At 68.7% G+C, this 14,806-nt stretch carries 15 protein-coding genes; 12 read left to right on the top strand and 3 right to left on the bottom strand.

The window, feature by feature from the left end; translation table 11 throughout:
* Nucleotides 1–78 precede the first annotated feature (78 nt).
* On the top strand, nucleotides 79–1,470 hold the full coding sequence (locus AMYAL_RS0105405) for a class II 3-deoxy-7-phosphoheptulonate synthase (RefSeq protein ID WP_026466770.1): 1,392 nt from the start codon (nucleotides 79–81) through the stop codon (nucleotides 1,468–1,470).
* A gap of 438 nt (nucleotides 1,471–1,908) precedes the next feature.
* Here the strand turns inward: AMYAL_RS0105405 and AMYAL_RS0105400 are convergent, their stop codons facing one another.
* Nucleotides 1,909–3,228, bottom strand: a complete 1,320-nt coding sequence (locus tag AMYAL_RS0105400) for a wax ester/triacylglycerol synthase family O-acyltransferase (RefSeq protein ID WP_020630293.1) — start codon at nucleotides 3,226–3,228, stop codon at nucleotides 1,909–1,911.
* A 218-nt stretch (nucleotides 3,229–3,446) separates the two neighbouring features.
* Here AMYAL_RS0105400 and AMYAL_RS0105395 point away from each other — a divergent pair, with 218 nt between their 5' ends.
* A complete protein-coding gene (locus tag AMYAL_RS0105395; RefSeq protein WP_020630292.1) occupies nucleotides 3,447–3,956 on the top strand; it encodes a DinB family protein in 510 nt (169 codons plus the stop codon).
* A 164-nt stretch (nucleotides 3,957–4,120) separates the two neighbouring features.
* Here the strand turns inward: AMYAL_RS0105395 and AMYAL_RS0105390 are convergent, their stop codons facing one another.
* Both AMYAL_RS0105390 and AMYAL_RS0105385 read right to left on the bottom strand, forming a co-directional pair.
* Entirely contained in the window at nucleotides 4,121–4,906 is a 786-nt protein-coding gene (locus tag AMYAL_RS0105390) for a DUF1295 domain-containing protein (RefSeq protein ID WP_026466768.1), read from the bottom strand.
* Nucleotides 4,906–6,177: an SAM-dependent methyltransferase gene (locus tag AMYAL_RS0105385; protein ID WP_026466767.1), complete on the bottom strand. Its 1,272-nt coding sequence runs from the start codon at nucleotides 6,175–6,177 to the stop codon at nucleotides 4,906–4,908. The genes AMYAL_RS0105390 and AMYAL_RS0105385 overlap by 1 nt, the downstream gene beginning before the upstream one ends.
* Nucleotides 6,178–6,219: 42 nt before the next feature.
* Between AMYAL_RS0105385 and AMYAL_RS0105380 the strand changes: the two genes are divergently transcribed.
* From AMYAL_RS0105380 to wag31, 10 genes are all read left to right on the top strand, one after another.
* A complete protein-coding gene (locus tag AMYAL_RS0105380; RefSeq protein ID WP_245192805.1) occupies nucleotides 6,220–7,542 on the top strand; it encodes an NAD(P)/FAD-dependent oxidoreductase in 1,323 nt (440 codons plus the stop codon).
* Nucleotides 7,536–8,276, top strand: a complete 741-nt coding sequence (locus AMYAL_RS0105375; RefSeq protein ID WP_020630288.1) for a DUF1365 domain-containing protein — start codon at nucleotides 7,536–7,538, stop codon at nucleotides 8,274–8,276. Before AMYAL_RS0105380 ends, AMYAL_RS0105375 begins: the two co-directional genes overlap by 7 nt.
* Nucleotides 8,269–8,880, top strand: a complete 612-nt coding sequence (gene sigK, locus AMYAL_RS0105370) for an ECF RNA polymerase sigma factor SigK (protein WP_026466765.1) — start codon at nucleotides 8,269–8,271, stop codon at nucleotides 8,878–8,880. Before AMYAL_RS0105375 ends, sigK begins: the two co-directional genes overlap by 8 nt.
* Nucleotides 8,877–9,647 (top strand): anti-sigma factor, encoded by a 771-nt coding sequence (locus AMYAL_RS0105365; RefSeq protein ID WP_020630286.1) that lies wholly within the window; start codon nucleotides 8,877–8,879, stop codon nucleotides 9,645–9,647. Before sigK ends, AMYAL_RS0105365 begins: the two co-directional genes overlap by 4 nt.
* 250 nt (nucleotides 9,648–9,897) lie before the next feature.
* Nucleotides 9,898–11,217, top strand: a complete 1,320-nt coding sequence (gene ftsZ, locus AMYAL_RS0105360; RefSeq protein WP_020630285.1) for a cell division protein FtsZ — start codon at nucleotides 9,898–9,900, stop codon at nucleotides 11,215–11,217.
* A 73-nt stretch (nucleotides 11,218–11,290) separates the two neighbouring features.
* The gene (pgeF, locus tag AMYAL_RS0105355) at nucleotides 11,291–11,998 is read left to right on the top strand and encodes a peptidoglycan editing factor PgeF (protein WP_020630284.1); all 708 of its coding nucleotides are present in this window, start codon (nucleotides 11,291–11,293) and stop codon (nucleotides 11,996–11,998) included.
* On the top strand, nucleotides 11,995–12,726 hold the full coding sequence (locus tag AMYAL_RS0105350; RefSeq protein ID WP_020630283.1) for a YggS family pyridoxal phosphate-dependent enzyme: 732 nt from the start codon (nucleotides 11,995–11,997) through the stop codon (nucleotides 12,724–12,726). Before pgeF ends, AMYAL_RS0105350 begins: the two co-directional genes overlap by 4 nt.
* 81 nt (nucleotides 12,727–12,807) lie before the next feature.
* Nucleotides 12,808–13,422, top strand: coding sequence for a cell division protein SepF (locus AMYAL_RS0105345; protein WP_020630282.1), 615 nt, complete (start codon nucleotides 12,808–12,810; stop codon nucleotides 13,420–13,422).
* Between the two features lie 114 nt (nucleotides 13,423–13,536).
* Nucleotides 13,537–13,812 carry a YggT family protein gene (locus tag AMYAL_RS0105340; RefSeq protein ID WP_005155180.1) on the top strand — a complete coding sequence of 92 codons (276 nt, stop codon included), beginning with the start codon at nucleotides 13,537–13,539 and terminating at the stop codon, nucleotides 13,810–13,812.
* A 54-nt stretch (nucleotides 13,813–13,866) separates the two neighbouring features.
* Nucleotides 13,867–14,730, top strand: a complete 864-nt coding sequence (wag31, locus tag AMYAL_RS0105335; RefSeq protein WP_005155178.1) for a DivIVA-like cell division protein Wag31 — start codon at nucleotides 13,867–13,869, stop codon at nucleotides 14,728–14,730.
* The last annotated feature ends 76 nt before the right edge of the window (nucleotides 14,731–14,806 follow it).

The raw sequence follows: 14,806 nt of genomic DNA, 5'->3' as shown, positions 1-14,806 counted from the left end.
CAGCGCGCCGCCCGTCCACCGTTTGGGACTTTTGTCCCGGTGGGCGGGCGGCTTTCCACTCGGCATATCCTGGTGCCTGTGAACTGGACAGTGGACGTTCCCGTCGACACGCTCCCCGAACTGCCTCCTCTGCCTCCTGGGCTTCGCGAAAGGCTCGACGACGCGCTTTCCCGGCCCGCCGCGCAGCAGCCCGACTGGCCGGACGCCGAGCTGACGAAGCGGGTCCGCGGCGTGCTGGAAAGCGTGCCGCCGATCACCGTCCCGGCCGAGATCGACAGGCTCTCCGACAGGCTCGCCATGGTCGCCCGCGGCGAGGCGTTCCTGCTGCAGGGTGGTGACTGCGCGGAGACGTTCGAGTCGAACACCGAGCCGCACATCCGCGCCAACCTGCGCACCCTGCTGCAGATGGCCGTCGTCCTCACCTACGGCGCGAGCCTCCCGGTGGTGAAGGTCGGCCGGATCGCGGGCCAGTACGCGAAGCCGCGTTCGGCGTCCACCGACGCGCTCGGGCTGCCCGTGTACCGCGGCGACATCATCAACTCGCTCGTCGCCAAGCCCGAACTCCGCGTGCCCGACCCCGGCCGGATGATCCGCGCCTACGCCAACGCGGGCGCCGCGATGAACCTCGTCCGCGCGCTCACCGGCGCCGGCATGGCGGACCTGCACCAGGTGCACGACTGGAACAAGGACTTCGTGAAGTCCTCGCCCGCCAGCGAGCGCTACGAGGCCCTCGCCGCCGAGATCGACCGCGGCCTGCGGTTCATGTCGGCCTGCGGCGTCACCGACACCTCGCTCCAGTCCACCGAGATCTTCGCCAGCCACGAGGCGCTGCTCCTGGACTACGAGCGCTCCATGCTGCGGATGGACCGTGCGGACGCGGCGAACCCCAAGCTGTACAACCTGTCCTCGCACTTCCTCTGGGTGGGCGAACGGACCCGGCAGCTCGACGGCGCGCACATCGCCTTCGCGGAACTGCTGGCCAACCCGATCGGCCTCAAGATCGGCCCGACGACCACGCCCGAGCAGGCCGTCGAGTACGTCCGGCGGCTCGACCCGCGCAACGAGCCCGGCCGCCTGACGCTGATCGCCCGGATGGGCAACGGCAAGGTCCGCGAGGTGCTGCCAGGGATCGTCGAGAAGGTCGAGGCGTCCGGGCACAAGGTCATCTGGCAGTGCGACCCGATGCACGGCAACACCCACGAAGCGTCGACCGGGTACAAGACCCGGCACTTCGACCGGATCGTGGACGAGGTGCAGGGCTTCTTCGAGGTGCACCGCAAGCTCGGCACCTACCCCGGCGGTATCCACGTCGAGCTCACCGGCGAAGACGTCACCGAATGCCTCGGCGGCGCGCAGGAGATCTCGGACCTGGACCTTTCGGGCCGGTACGAGACCGCTTGCGACCCGCGCCTGAACACGCAGCAGTCGCTGGAACTGGCTTTCCTGGTCGCGGAGATGCTGCGCGGCTGATCCGGGTTCCTCGAACGCGGTGAAGGGGCCTTTCAACGCGAAATTTGCGTTGAAGGGCCCCTTCGCTGCGTCCAGGGCAGGCCTTCGGTTGGGCTCGGGATGTTGCGAAAGCCACTTTCGCAACCATCAGCGTTGCGAAAGTGGCTTTCGCAACACCGCCGGCCACCGGACCGCGCCCGGCCCGTTGCGAAGGGGGCCTTCGCAACGCCTGCGTCCGCCCTGGCGCCCGGCCAGACCCCAAGACGTTGCGAAAGTGGCTTTCACAACCTTCAACGTTGCGAAAGTGGCTTTCGCAACGCCGCAGACCCAGACCCCAAGACGTCCCGAAAGTGGCTTTCGCGACACCGGACGTCCCGAAAGTGGCTTTCGCGACGCATCGCGTCAGCGCCAGCGCCACCCAGGCCCCAAGTACATGAAGGGGGTCCTTCACGTCACGCGCTAAGCGGTGTCCAGCAGCCTCGCGGCCGACTTGAGCACGCCGTCCCGCAGCGAGCCCACATCCGAGACCGCCGCCCCGTTCGCCTGAAGTCCGATGTGGACGGAGTCGCGGTAGGTCGCCACCGCGATCCCGATCGCCTGCCGCGGCGCCAGCGGCACGAACGGGTACACGCCCTCGATCTTCGTCCCGTCGAGGCTGAGCCGGTTGGGCGGCACCGGCACCGTGGTCACCACGAGGTCGAACAGCAGCGGCGCGGCGAGCCCGGCGGCCTTCGAACCGAGCCGGTGCAGCATCGGCGGCATCCGGTCGGCGAGCAGCGGGAACGCGCCGGCGCCCCGGCTGGGGCCCGCTGCCTTGTTCCGGCTCATCTCACGCTGGACGGCCAGTAGCCGTTCCACCGGATCGTCGAGGCCGACCGGCAGGTCGCAGAGATAACCGGACAGCTTGTTGCCGCCCAGTTGCTCGGCGGACCGTCCGCGCATGCTCACCGGGATGAGCGCGCGCAGAGTCCGGTCGTCGGCGCGCTGGCCGCGGTTGATCATCCATTCGCGCAGGGCACCGCTGAGGATCGCCAGCACGACGTCGTTGGCGGTACCGCCGTGGGCCCGGCGGATCCGCCGGAGCTCGCCGGTGTCCAGCCGGACGAAGCCGAGTCGTCGTTCCGTCGACGGCGGCGCGCTGATCGGGGACAGCGGCGAACGGGTAGCGCGGACGACGGAAGACGCGATCCCGGCCGATGCCCCGGCCTGGGCCAGGGTGGTGCCGAGGGCGTCCCTGACAGCGTCCACAGGGGAGCGTGGGGCCGGTGGTTCGGCGCCGCCGCGCCCGCGCTTCGTCACCCGCGGAAGCCCGTCGAGCAGGCCGACGGCGACGGCGTACGCGCCCGCCCCGTCGGTGAGGGCGTGGTGCAGTTTCAGCAGCAACGCGAACTCCCCGTCCGGCAGGCCGGTGACGAGATGCAAGTCCCACAAGGGCTTTCCGGTGTCAAGCGGCCGTCCCATCCACCGCGAAGCGTAGGCGGAGAGTGGGTCCGGTTCGTACAGGGAGCTCAGGTGGTGATGTGAAATATGTTCACTGGCAACGAAATCCGGGTCCTCGGCCCAGATGGCGGCGCCGGGCGGGAACAGCGCGGTGCGAGGGCGCTGACGCAGCTTCTCCAGTCGCGCGGCCCGTTCGGCGAGCAGCGCGGTCAGCTTGCGCGCGTGCACCTGCCCGCGCGGGCGGAAGGTGACCACCGCGCCCATGTGCATGGGCGTCGTTTCGCTTTCCAGGCAAAGGAAAGCGACATCGAGTGCGCTCAGCTGCAGGCCTGACATCATCTGCCTTTCCTTGACGCTCCGGCTAGGGCACAACTGCACCAGCCTGACATGACGGGCGGGTGGTCGTCATGTTTCCGGGGCGCTAACTACCACTGGTTTCACTCGAACGATGGGATCACGTTCGGACATGGACCACGGCTCTGCGGCAGATGGTGGAGAGGGCCCCGCGCGGGATCTCGTTGGCGGATCATCGGAGGAAACCGGCAGACTGCACGACCATGACCGACGAACCGAAGCGTCCCGAACCGCCGCTCACCGGCGACGAGCGCACCCAGCTGAACGGCTTTCTCGATTTTCTCCGCGCCACCGTGGTGTGGAAGTGCTCCGGCCTCACCGACGAGCAGGCCCGGCGGCCGTTCGTGCCCAGTGAGCTGACCACCGTCGCCGGTCTGCTCGGGCATCTGACCCTGGTCGAGCAGTACTGGTTCAACGTGGTGCTCAACGGGCAGGAGGACGTCTGGAAGGAGGCTCTCGAAGCCGATCCCGACGCCGAGTTCCGGGTCGCCATGCAGACCCCGGTCGAGCAGCTGATCGCCGCCTACGAGGCCGAGTGCGAGCGGAGCCGCGAGATCGTCGCCGGGATGAGCCTGGACGACAAGGTCCCCTTCCGCGGCGATCGCGAGGTCAACGTCCGGTTCGTGGTCGCGCACATGATCGAGGAGACCGGCAGGCACGCCGGCCACCTCGACCTGTTGCGCGAACTGACCGACGGTCTCACCGGGGAGTGAGCTTGCGAGGGGGCAGTGTCTCTCCGAGCGCGCTGTCGGATTTCCGTAGCCGGGCCGCGGCACGAGTGGTCACTCACTCAGCCTTGTCGGCGGCCCGCCTCCGCAAATCCGAGGCCTTCGGCCGACAAGAAACGCGCGCGCGTTTCTCACCTGGCCTGCCGACCTCAGGAAACACGTCGGCGGCGAGGGGGCAGCGGGAAGAACCCGCTGGTCCGCTCGACGTACGTCGCGTATCCCGGCCGGGACCGCTGCAAACCCTTTTCCAGCAAAGGTTTTCCGGTGCCCTTGGCCAGCGTGTAGGTCATCGCGATCGGTGACAGGATCGTCGCCGCCCCCACCCAGCTCGAACACGCCAGCAGGTACAGGCCCCACCACACGCACGCGTCCCCGAAGTAGTTGGGATGCCGGGTGTAGCGCCACAGCCCGCTGTCGAGGACCTTCCCCTTGTTGTCCGGGTCGGCCTTGAAGCGGCGCAGCTGGTCGTCGCCGATCGTCTCGAACCCGAAGCCGACCAGCCATACCGCGACGCCGAGCCACGCCGTCACGCCGAAGGAGCCGCCGTACATCGCGAACTGGACCGGCAGCGAGACGAACCAGAGCACCACCGCCTGGACCAGGTAGACGCGGACGAACAGCTTGAGCGCCGGATTCGGGCCGGCGTTCTCCGCCATCCGCACGTAGCGCGGGTCTTCGGGCAGCTTGTGGTTGCGCAGGTGGAGGTGGACGCCGAGGCGCACACCCCAGACCGCGGTCAGCAGCGCGGTGACCACGCGCAGCGCCACGGACCCGTCCCCGAGCGGGGCCGCGACCACCGCGACGAGCGCGAAGCCCGGCCCCCAGAGCGTGTCGACGGTGTCGTACCGCTTGCGCCACCGCGCGATGCCGAAGGTGACGACGAAGGCCGCGAGCGTCGCGCCCGCCGTGACCGCGAGGGTCCCTCCGAGGGACATCAGGACCACTCCCTGGTGGCGGGCAGCGCACTCAAGCCTTCGTCCGAGGAACGGACCGCGAGGATCTGGTCCACGCCCATCCGGTTCTCTTCGAACGCGAGCGCGCCGCCGACCAGGTAGAGCCGCCAGACCCGCGCGCCGGATTCACCGATCAGCGCCACGACGTCGTCCCAGTTGCTCTCGAGCGTTTTCTCCCATGCCCGGACCGTACGCACGTAGTGCTCGCGAAGCGCGTGGACGTCGCGGATCTCGAAACCGGCGGTCTCCAGGTGCCCGAGCGTGCGGCTCAGTGGCCGCATCGTCATGTCGGGGGCGATGTAGCGCTCGATGAACGCGCCGCCGCCCGGTGCCACCGCGCCGCGGGACATCTGCTGGAGCACCAGCCGTCCGGTGGGCTTGAGCATGCAGAACAGGGTCCGCGTGTACTCGGGGTAGTTCTCCTCGCCGACGTGCTCGCCCATCTCGATGGTGGCGACCGCGTCGAACGGCTCGTCCGTCAGCTCGCGATAGTCCTGGCGACGGACCTCGACGCGGTCCTCCAGGTCGTGCTGGGCGAGGCGGCCGCGGATGTGCTGCAGCTGTTCCGCCGAGAGTGTGATGCCGACGGCCTCGACGCCGTGGTGCTTCGCCGCGTGCACCAGGAGCGAGCCCCAGCCGCAGCCGACGTCGAGCAGCCGCATCCCCGGCCGCAGTCCGAGCTTGCGGCAGATCAGTTCGAGTTTGTCCCACTGGGCCTGTTCGAGGTCGTAGCCGTCCTCCTCGGACGTCCAGTACGCCGACGAATAGGCCATCGATTCGTCCATCAGCAGCTGGTAGAAGGCGTTGCCGAGGTCGTAGTGGTGCGCGATCGCGGACTTGTCGCGGAGCAGGGTGTGCAGCTTCCCGGACAGCCTGGCCTCCTCGGCGGGCGGCTTGGGCGGCGGCCCGACGACACCGAGGCTCACCGCGATCCGCGCAGCCTCGGCCCACTCGCGCGGACCGAGTTTCGCGCCGCGCGCGGCACCCGAGCGGCTCAGCGCCCAGATCCGCCGGAATCCGTCGGCGAGGTCGCCCTCGACGTCGAGATCACCTGAGACATAGGCCCTGGCCAGGCCCAATTCACCGGGGGAGTAGAGGAGACGGCGCAGGGCGCGTCGGTTGCGGAGGACCACGGTCGGGGCATCCGGCGGACCGGCGCGTACGCCGTCCCAGGTACGGAGACCGACCGGCAGGGAGCCACCGAGGAGCCGCTCGACGAACGGCACTAGGCGGGACGCGGGACTGTTGGGCATAGTCGTCATTCGACCCCGGACAGGAAAAGGATGGGTCGGACGATGCCCCGGTTCACCCGGTCCAATCCGGCCCGGCCCCTGTTCCGAATCCCTTTCGTGCACAACAAGGGTCTACGCATCGGAGTCATCGGCAGCGGCGTGGCCGGCCTCACGGCCGCCTACCTGCTGCAACGCCGCTATGAAGTACTGCTGTTCGAAGCCGACGACAGGCTGGGCGGGCACGCGCACACCCACGACGTCCCGAGCGCGCACGGCGGCACCGTCGGCGTCGACTCGGGGTTCATCGTGCACAACGAGCGGACCTATCCGAACCTGCTCCGCCTGTTCGCCGAGCTGGGCGTCGCCACCCGCGACACCGAGATGTCCATGAGCATCCGCTGTGACGGCTGCGGCCTCCAGTACGCCGGTGCCAAGGGGCTGAAGGGCCTGTTCGCCCAGCCGCGCAACCTCGCCCGCGGGCGTTATCTGCGGATGCTCGCCGACGTCAAGCGCTTCCACAAGCACGCGAAGCGCGTCCTCGAATCGCCCGAGGCCGGGGACGTCACCCTCAGCGCGTTCCTCGCGATCGGCGGGTACACGAAGTACTTCGTCGACCACTTCATGCTCCCGGTGGTCTCGACCGTCTGGTCGGCCGACCGGAACGACACGCTCCAGTACCCCGCGCGCTACCTGTTCGAGTTCCTGCGCAACCACGGGATGCTGTCGGTCGGCGGGTCGCCGAAATGGCGCACCGTCGTCGGCGGCTCCCGCGAGTACGTCGACCTGGCCGCGAAGCAGCTGACCGCCGTTCACCTGTCGACGCCGGTCCGCTCGGTCAAGCGCACCGGGCGGGGGATCGAGGTCCGCGACGACGCCGACACCCGGCACCGGCTCGACAAGGTCGTCCTGGCCACGCACGCAGACCAGGCGCTGAAGCTGCTCGCGGCGCCGACCGAGGCCGAGAGCGAGATCCTCGGCTCGTTCCGGTATTCCAGCAACGAGGCGTGGCTGCACACCGACACCGGCGTGCTCCCGACGGCGGAATCGGCGCGGGCGGGCTGGAACTACGCCACCCCGGCCTGCGGCGCGAACGCGGGCGCGGTCCAGGTCTCCTACGACATGAACCGCCTGATGCGGCTCGACGAGCCGACCGGCTACGTCGTCACGCTGAACCCCGGCAGCGCTCCCGGCGACGATTCGGTGCTGGCCAAGATGACCTACGAACACCCCGTCTACACCCCGGAATCCGTGGCCGCCCAGCGTCGCCTGCCCGAACTCAACGACGACGTGGTCGCCTTCGCGGGTGCCTATCACGGCTGGGGATTCCACGAGGACGGCTGCGCGTCCGGGGTCCGCGCGGCCGAGAACTTCGGAGTGCGATGGTGACCGTCATGGCTGTGCTCTACGACTCCACGGTGGCGCATGTCCGGCGCAACGATCCGCCGATCTCGTTCGCCCACCGCGTCTATCTGTGGTTCATCGACCTCGATGCACCACCGAAGCTGCCTTGGTGGCTGCGCCCCTTCGCCCGCTTCGACCCGCGAGACCACTTCGCGCCCGAGGACACCTCCAGCATCCGGTCCAAATTGGACCGCTGGCTCGCCGCACGCGGCGTAGACCTGGAGGGCGGCCGGGTGCTGATGCTCGCCGGCGCGCGGATGCTCGGCCACAACTTCAACCCGATCACCCTCTACTGGTGCCACCGGCCCGACGGCGAACTCGAATGCGTCGTCGCCGAGGTCCACAACACCTACCGCGGCAGGCACGCGTATCTCCTGCGTCCCGACGCGGACGGGAACGCCTTCGCGGACAAGGAGTTCTACGTCTCACCGTTCCAGTCGATGGACGGCGAGTACCGGATGGAGGTACCGAAGCCGGAGTCGCTGCTCTCGGTCAAGATCGCCCTCCGCCAGGGCGGGACGACACCGCTGACGGCGTCGCTGCGCGGGGTGCGGCGGCCCGCGACCGTCAAGTGGCTGGCGCATCTGCTGATCACCCGCCCGCTCATGCCGCACCGGGTGTCCGCGCTGATCCGGCGGCACGGGGTCAAACTGTGGGTGAAGAAGGCGCCGATGACCCCGCGGACGCCGCAGACGGCCGGAGGCAGACTTGATGGATGAATCGGCACGTCCGCGCCGGATGGCGCCCGTCCCCGCACCGGACGGCGAACCGGCGGGCCCGACGGCCGAGGACCTGCTCGTGCGGGTCGCGAAGGGGGACGAGCGGGCCTTCGACGCTTTGTACGACCGGCTCGCCGGTCCGATCCTCGGCCTGGTGCGGCGGATCCTCCGCGACGCCGCACAATCCGAAGAGGTCACTCAGGAGGTCATGGTGGAGTTGTGGCGCACGGCCACGCGCTACTCCCCGGAGCGGGGGAGCGCGCTGAACTGGGCCATGACGCTCGCGCACCGCCGTGCCGTCGACCGTGTCCGCTCGGCACGGGCCAGTTCGGAACGCGAGGTCAAGGCGACCTTCGAGGCCGCCCGCGCGAGGCCCTTCGACGAGGTGGCCGAGGCCGTCGCGGCCCGCTGGGAACGTTCGCAGGTGCGCCGCTGCCTGACCAGTCTCACCGAGCTGCAACGGGAATCCGTGCTGCTCGCCTACTACCAGGGCTATACCTACCGCGAGGTCTCAGAGGTACTGCAGACCCCGCACGGGACCATCAAGACCCGTCTCCGGGACGGCCTGATCAGGCTCCGGGACTGTTTGGGGGTGACGGCATGACCATGCCCGAAATGCACACGCTCACCGGGGCGTACGCCGTCGACGCGCTGTCCGAAGTGGAGCGTGCCCAGTTCCAGCGGCACCTCGGGGAGTGCGCTTCGTGCGCTCAAGAGGTCCTCGAACTGCAGATGACCGCGACCCGGCTCGGCGCCGCGATGGCCGAGGACCCGCCGCCCGAACTCAAGCGCCGGGTGCTCGCGGAGACGATGGCGACCAGGCAGCTGCCGCCGAAGACGCGCTTCGCGTCCGGAGAACGCGTCAAGGACCGCCGTCGTGCGCCGGGCTGGGCGATCGCCGCCGTCGCGGCGGCCGTCGTCGGGCTGGCGGGCACCGCCGTGTTCGGCGGCATCGCCTACGACAACCACGCGCAGCTGACCGCCGCGAGGGAACGGGCCGCGCAGTACGCGGACCGGTACACGCCGGTCGCCGACGTCCTTTCGGCCGAGGATCTCCGCACCGGGCACGCCGAAACCTCCGCCGGGGGCGGCGGGACCGTGATGATGTCGCGCGCGAAGGACAGGCTCGTCTTCATGGCGGCTCAGCTGCCGAAGAACGATCCGGGCCGGACGTACCAGGCCTGGCTGATGTATCCGGGTACGGCGCCCAAGCCCGCCGGGCTCATTTCCGGTGGTCAGGACGGTGCGCTGCTGGTCGCCGAGGGTCTCGGCGGCGCCGAGAAGTTCGCGCTCAGCGTCGAACAGGCGGGCGGATCACCGACCGGATCGCCGTCGAAAGACGTCGTCATGGTCATGTCGATGCCCACCTGATCTCCGCTTGTACCAGGCCGCCGTCCGGCGCTTTCTCCGGGGCCAACTCTTGCGCCGGGGAACATGTTGTGGCAAAACACCTTTGCGACACACGGCGTGGCTACTGGATTCGAGCCTGCCTGGTGCATACCGTCCTGCTTCAACGTCGGCAGTTGACATAACTCTCAATCTGAACTTCAGCTCGAGGGTTCGGCACAGGCCCAGCGACCGGCGGGCAGCACGGGCACACACGATCAGGAAGGCGGCCCCGATGACGCCCCCGCACAACTACCTTGCGGTGATCAAGGTCGTCGGTATCGGCGGCGGCGGAGTGAACGCCGTCAACCGCATGATCGAGGTCGGCCTCAAGGGCGTCGAGTTCATCGCGGTGAACACCGACGCTCAGGCACTGCTCATGTCCGACGCCGACGTCAAGCTCGACATCGGCCGGGAACTGACTCGCGGCCTCGGTGCCGGCGCCGCCCCCGAGGTGGGGCAGAAGGCCGCCGAGGACCACCGCGAAGAGATCGAAGAGGTCATCAAGGGCGCCGACATGGTGTTCGTGACCGCGGGTGAGGGCGGTGGCACCGGCACCGGTGGCGCGCCCGTCGTCGCCCAGATCGCGCGGAAGCTCGGCGCGCTGACCATCGGCGTCGTCACCCGCCCGTTCACCTTCGAGGGCAAGCGCCGCAGCAAGCAGGCCGAAGACGGCATCCAGCAGCTGCGCAACGAGTGCGACACCCTCATCGTCATCCCGAACGACCGGCTGCTGCAGCTGGGCGACATCGGTGTCTCGCTGATGGACGCGTTCCGCTCGGCCGACGAGGTCCTGCTTTCGGGTGTCCAGGGCATCACCGATCTGATCACCACGCCGGGTCTGATCAACCTGGACTTCGCCGACGTCAAGAGCGTCATGTCCGGCGCGGGCTCCGCGCTGATGGGCATCGGCTCGGCGCGCGGTGAGGGCCGGGCGATCCAGGCGGCGGAGAAGGCGATCAACTCGCCGCTGCTGGAAGCGTCGATGGACGGGGCGCACGGCGCGCTGCTGTCGATCGCGGGCGGGTCCGACCTCGGCCTGTTCGAGATCAACGAGGCCGCGTCGCTGGTGCAGGAATCCGCGCACCCCGACGCCAACATCATCTTCGGGACGATCATCGACGACTCGCTCGGCGACGAGGTCCGGGTCACCGTGATCGCGGCCGGTTTCGACGCCGGCACGCCGACCCACAAGAAGCTCGACCCGTCGACGTTCGGTTCCCGCTCGAACTCGACCGCGTCCGCCCAGGCGGGCCAGGTCAACGGCGGCGGGGCGACACCGGTGCAAGGCCCGCCTTCGGGTGCCACGCCGGTTCCGTCGACCGGGTCGAACGGCTACCCGGTCGCGCCGCCGCGCACGCACTCGCCGATGCCCGCCCGCAACGAGGGCAACGGCTCGCTGACCGGCGGGCTCCCGCAGTCCGGCGGCGGTTCGCGCGGCTACTCGCCGATCGGGTCGAACTCGACCCACGGCAGCCTGCCCAGCCGGGCCACCCCGGTGCACGACGACCCGTCGGACGACGAGGTCGACGTGCCGCCTTTCATGCGGCGGTAGTTCGCCAGTACGTTCCGTGAAGGCCTCCTTGACTACAGTCGAGGGGGCCTTCACTCAGGTCTAGGAGGAATTCGTGCGGGTACGGCGAGTTGTCACGACAAGGGCGGGCGGGGCTTCCCAGCCGCCTTACGACACCTTCAACCTCGGTGATCACGTCGGTGACGACGCGGGCGACGTCTACGCGAACCGCAAACGCCTCGCCGCCGAACTCGGCCTCACCGAAGACAGGCTGGCGTGGATGGAACAGGTCCACGGCCGGACCGCCACCGTCGTCGACGGATCCGAAACCTCCGCCGCCGAAGCGACCGACGCGCTCGTGACGGCCCAGGCGGGCCTCGCGCTCGTAGTGCTCGTCGCCGACTGCGTGCCCCTGATGCTGGCCGACGCCGAAGCCGGTGTCGTCGCCGCCGTCCACGCGGGCCGCGTCGGCGCCAGGATCGGTGTCGTCCCCGCCGCGATCGAGGCGATGCGCTCGCTCGGCGCCGAACCGGGCCGGACCGAAGCGCTGCTCGGCCCCGCGATCTGCGGCGACTGCTACGAAGTCCCCGCCGACATGGCCGCCGACGTCGAGAAGCACGTGCCCGGCAGCGCCTGCAAAACCCGCAAAGGCACGCCGGGACTCGACTTGCGCGCCGGCCTCTGGCGCCAGCTGGCCGACCTCGGCGTCGGCAAGATCGGCGTCGATCCGCGCTGTACCAACGAAGACAAGACCTTGTTCAGTTTCCGTCGCGACGGCACCACCGGCCGGATCGCCGGAATCACGTGGCTGGACGCGTCGTGAGTGACGCCCGTAAGGGGGAGCTTGCCGCTTCCCTCGCCGAAGTCGAAGAGCGGATCGGCGCCGCATGCAAGGCCGCGGGCCGGGCGCGCGACGAGGTCAAACTGCTCGCGGTCACCAAGACCTTCCCGGCACTCGACGCCGCGCTGCTCGCCGATCTCGGCGCGCTCGACCTCGCCGAGAACCGCGATCAAGAGGCGGGGGCGAAGGCCGAAGAAGTCGCCGGTCTGCGCCCGGACGCCCGGATCCGCTGGCATATGGTCGGCAGTCTGCAGCGGAACAAGGCCAAATCGGTCGTGCGCTGGGCCGACGAGGTCCAGTCCGTCGACTCCGAGCGCCTGGCCGACGCGCTGGGAAAAGCGACCAGGTCGGCGCTCGATTCCGGGCAACGCGATCACCCGTTGGACGTCCTCATTCAAGTAAGTCTCGATGACGATCCGAAGCGCGGGGGCACTCGGGTGAGCGAACTGGGCCAGTTGGCGGAGCGGATAGCCCATGTGGGTGATATACGCCTCCGAGGGCTTATGGCGGTGGCTCCGCTGGGTATAGACCCCGCAGAGGCGTTCGAGAAGCTGGCTCGCGCGTCGGAGCGTCTACGGGAGGATCACCCAAATGCCCGTGAGATCTCCGCCGGAATGAGCAATGATCTCGAGCAGGCGATCGCGCACGGCTCGACCTGTGTGCGTGTCGGAACCGCGTTGCTCGGTGGGCGCGGTTTAGCCTCGCCTTAGGGAATACCGTCTCGTCGTTACGGGGAGTGGCGGCGAGGGCGGGGGAGTACGTGCGGGACGCGGCTAAGGCTAGGGAGAGGCATGAGCGCGCTGCAGAAGCTGAAGGCCTACTTCGGGATGGTGCCCGCGGACGAAGACGGCTATGACGTCGAAGAGGACTACCGGCGAGGTTACGCCTCAAAGGAATATGCCGACGACGAGTACGACTACGACGACGAGCCGCCGTCCCGGTCACGGGGAGGACGTTACCGGGACGTCGATGACACTTATGACGAGCCTGCGCCCCGGCCCCGGTCACGCTCCGTGCCCAGTCCGGAGCCTGCCGTCCACGGGGCATTGGCGATCGACCGCCAGCCGGAGCCGGTCGCGCGGCTTCGTCCGGTCACCGAGCCGGTGCGTGCCGCGGTGCGTGACCCGTTGAGCCGGATCACCACACTGCACCCGACGAGCTACGCCGAGGCGCGCGCGATCGGGGAGCACTACCGGGAAGGCATCCCGGTGATCATGAACCTCACGGAGATGGAGAACGCGGACGCGAAGCGTCTCGTCGACTTCGCCGCGGGGCTCGCTTTCGCGTTGCGCGGATCGATGGACAAGGTCACCAACAAGGTGTTCCTTCTCTCACCGCCCGATGTGGACGTCACCGCGGAGGACCGTCGGCGGATTGCCGAAGGCGGATTATTCCTGCGCGGCTGATCACCCGGTGACCGCTGAGCGCAGCCGGATGTGATTTTGTCGACTCATCGGCATCTCGTGCCCGTCAACTGCGTCTTTTGACGCGGGGCATGGCAGAGTGGTTACGTGAATGCTGTGTTGCTGGTCGTCTGGTACGTGCTGTTCGCCTTCTGGCTCCTGCTGACGGCACGGATCGTCGTCGAACTCGTGCGTGCTTTCGCTCGCGAGTGGCGTCCTGCCGGAGGGGTTGCGGTAACGCTCGAGACCATCTACACAGTGACCGACCCACCGGTTCGTCTGTTCAGACGAATCATCCCGACCGTGCGAATCGGCGGCGTCGGACTGGACTTATCGATTATGGTGCTGCTGTTGGTTGTGTTCTTCGCGATGCAGCTGGCAACGCCAGGGTGATTTTCGGGGAAGCCCCGGTGGACCTGCAGGCCATGGAGTGCGTGAGGTGATCTGATGTCGTTGACCCCCGCTGACGTGCACAACGTCGCGTTCAGCAAGCCGCCCATAGGCAAAAGGGGCTACAACGAGGACGAGGTGGACGCGTTCCTCGACCTGGTGGAGACCGAGCTTGCCCGGTTGATCGAGGACAACAACGAGCTGCGGCAGCAGGTCGAACAGCTCGACAACGAGCTTGAGACCACCCGTGGAGAGCTCGAAAACGCCAAGGCGGGAGCGGTCGGCCCGCCGCCACAGGTGCGCGACGAGCCGTCGCGTCGCCTGGCGCCGGTGCCGCCGCCGCAGTCGGCGATGGAGCAGACCCAGGCCCATTCGATGGTGCCGGACAACGGGGAGCCCAACGTCCAGGCCGCGAAGGTGCTCGGACTGGCGCAGGAAATGGCCGACCGGCTCACCGCCGAGGCCAAGACCGAGTCGGACGGCATGCTCGCCGAGGCCCGGACCAAGTCCGAGCAGCTGCTGTCGGACGCGCGGTCGAAGTCGGACTCGATGGTGAACGAGGCGCGCACCCGCGCCGAGACCATGCTGAACGACGCGCGGACCCGTGCCGAGACCTTGGAGCGCCAGGCGCGCGACAAGGCGACGACCATGGAGCGCGAGGCTCAGCGCAAGTACACCGAGACCATGAACAACATGAACGCGGAGAAGGGCTCGCTGGGCAAGAAGATCGAAGAGCTGCGCACGATCGAGCGGGAGTACCGCACGAGGTTGCGCGGATTCCTCGAGTCCCAGCTGCGTGAGCTCGACGACCGTGGTTCGGCCGCTCCCGCGTCGGCGTCCTCGACGAATTCGGGGCAGCCGGCGTCGTCCTCGGGCGGCGGACAGGGCTACTCGTTCGGCCCCCGCGCCGAAGCTGGCTGATTTCTACACAGTGGAACGGCCTCGGCACTCTCCGGAGGGTCGGGGCCGTTTCGCTTGTTGCTCGTGTTGTAATTCA

Source organism: Amycolatopsis alba DSM 44262, assembly GCF_000384215.1.
GTDB classification, from domain to species: domain Bacteria; phylum Actinomycetota; class Actinomycetes; order Mycobacteriales; family Pseudonocardiaceae; genus Amycolatopsis; species Amycolatopsis alba.
The sequence above is the reverse complement of the archived record's forward strand: the minus strand, read 5'-3'. Positions and strand labels throughout refer to the sequence as shown.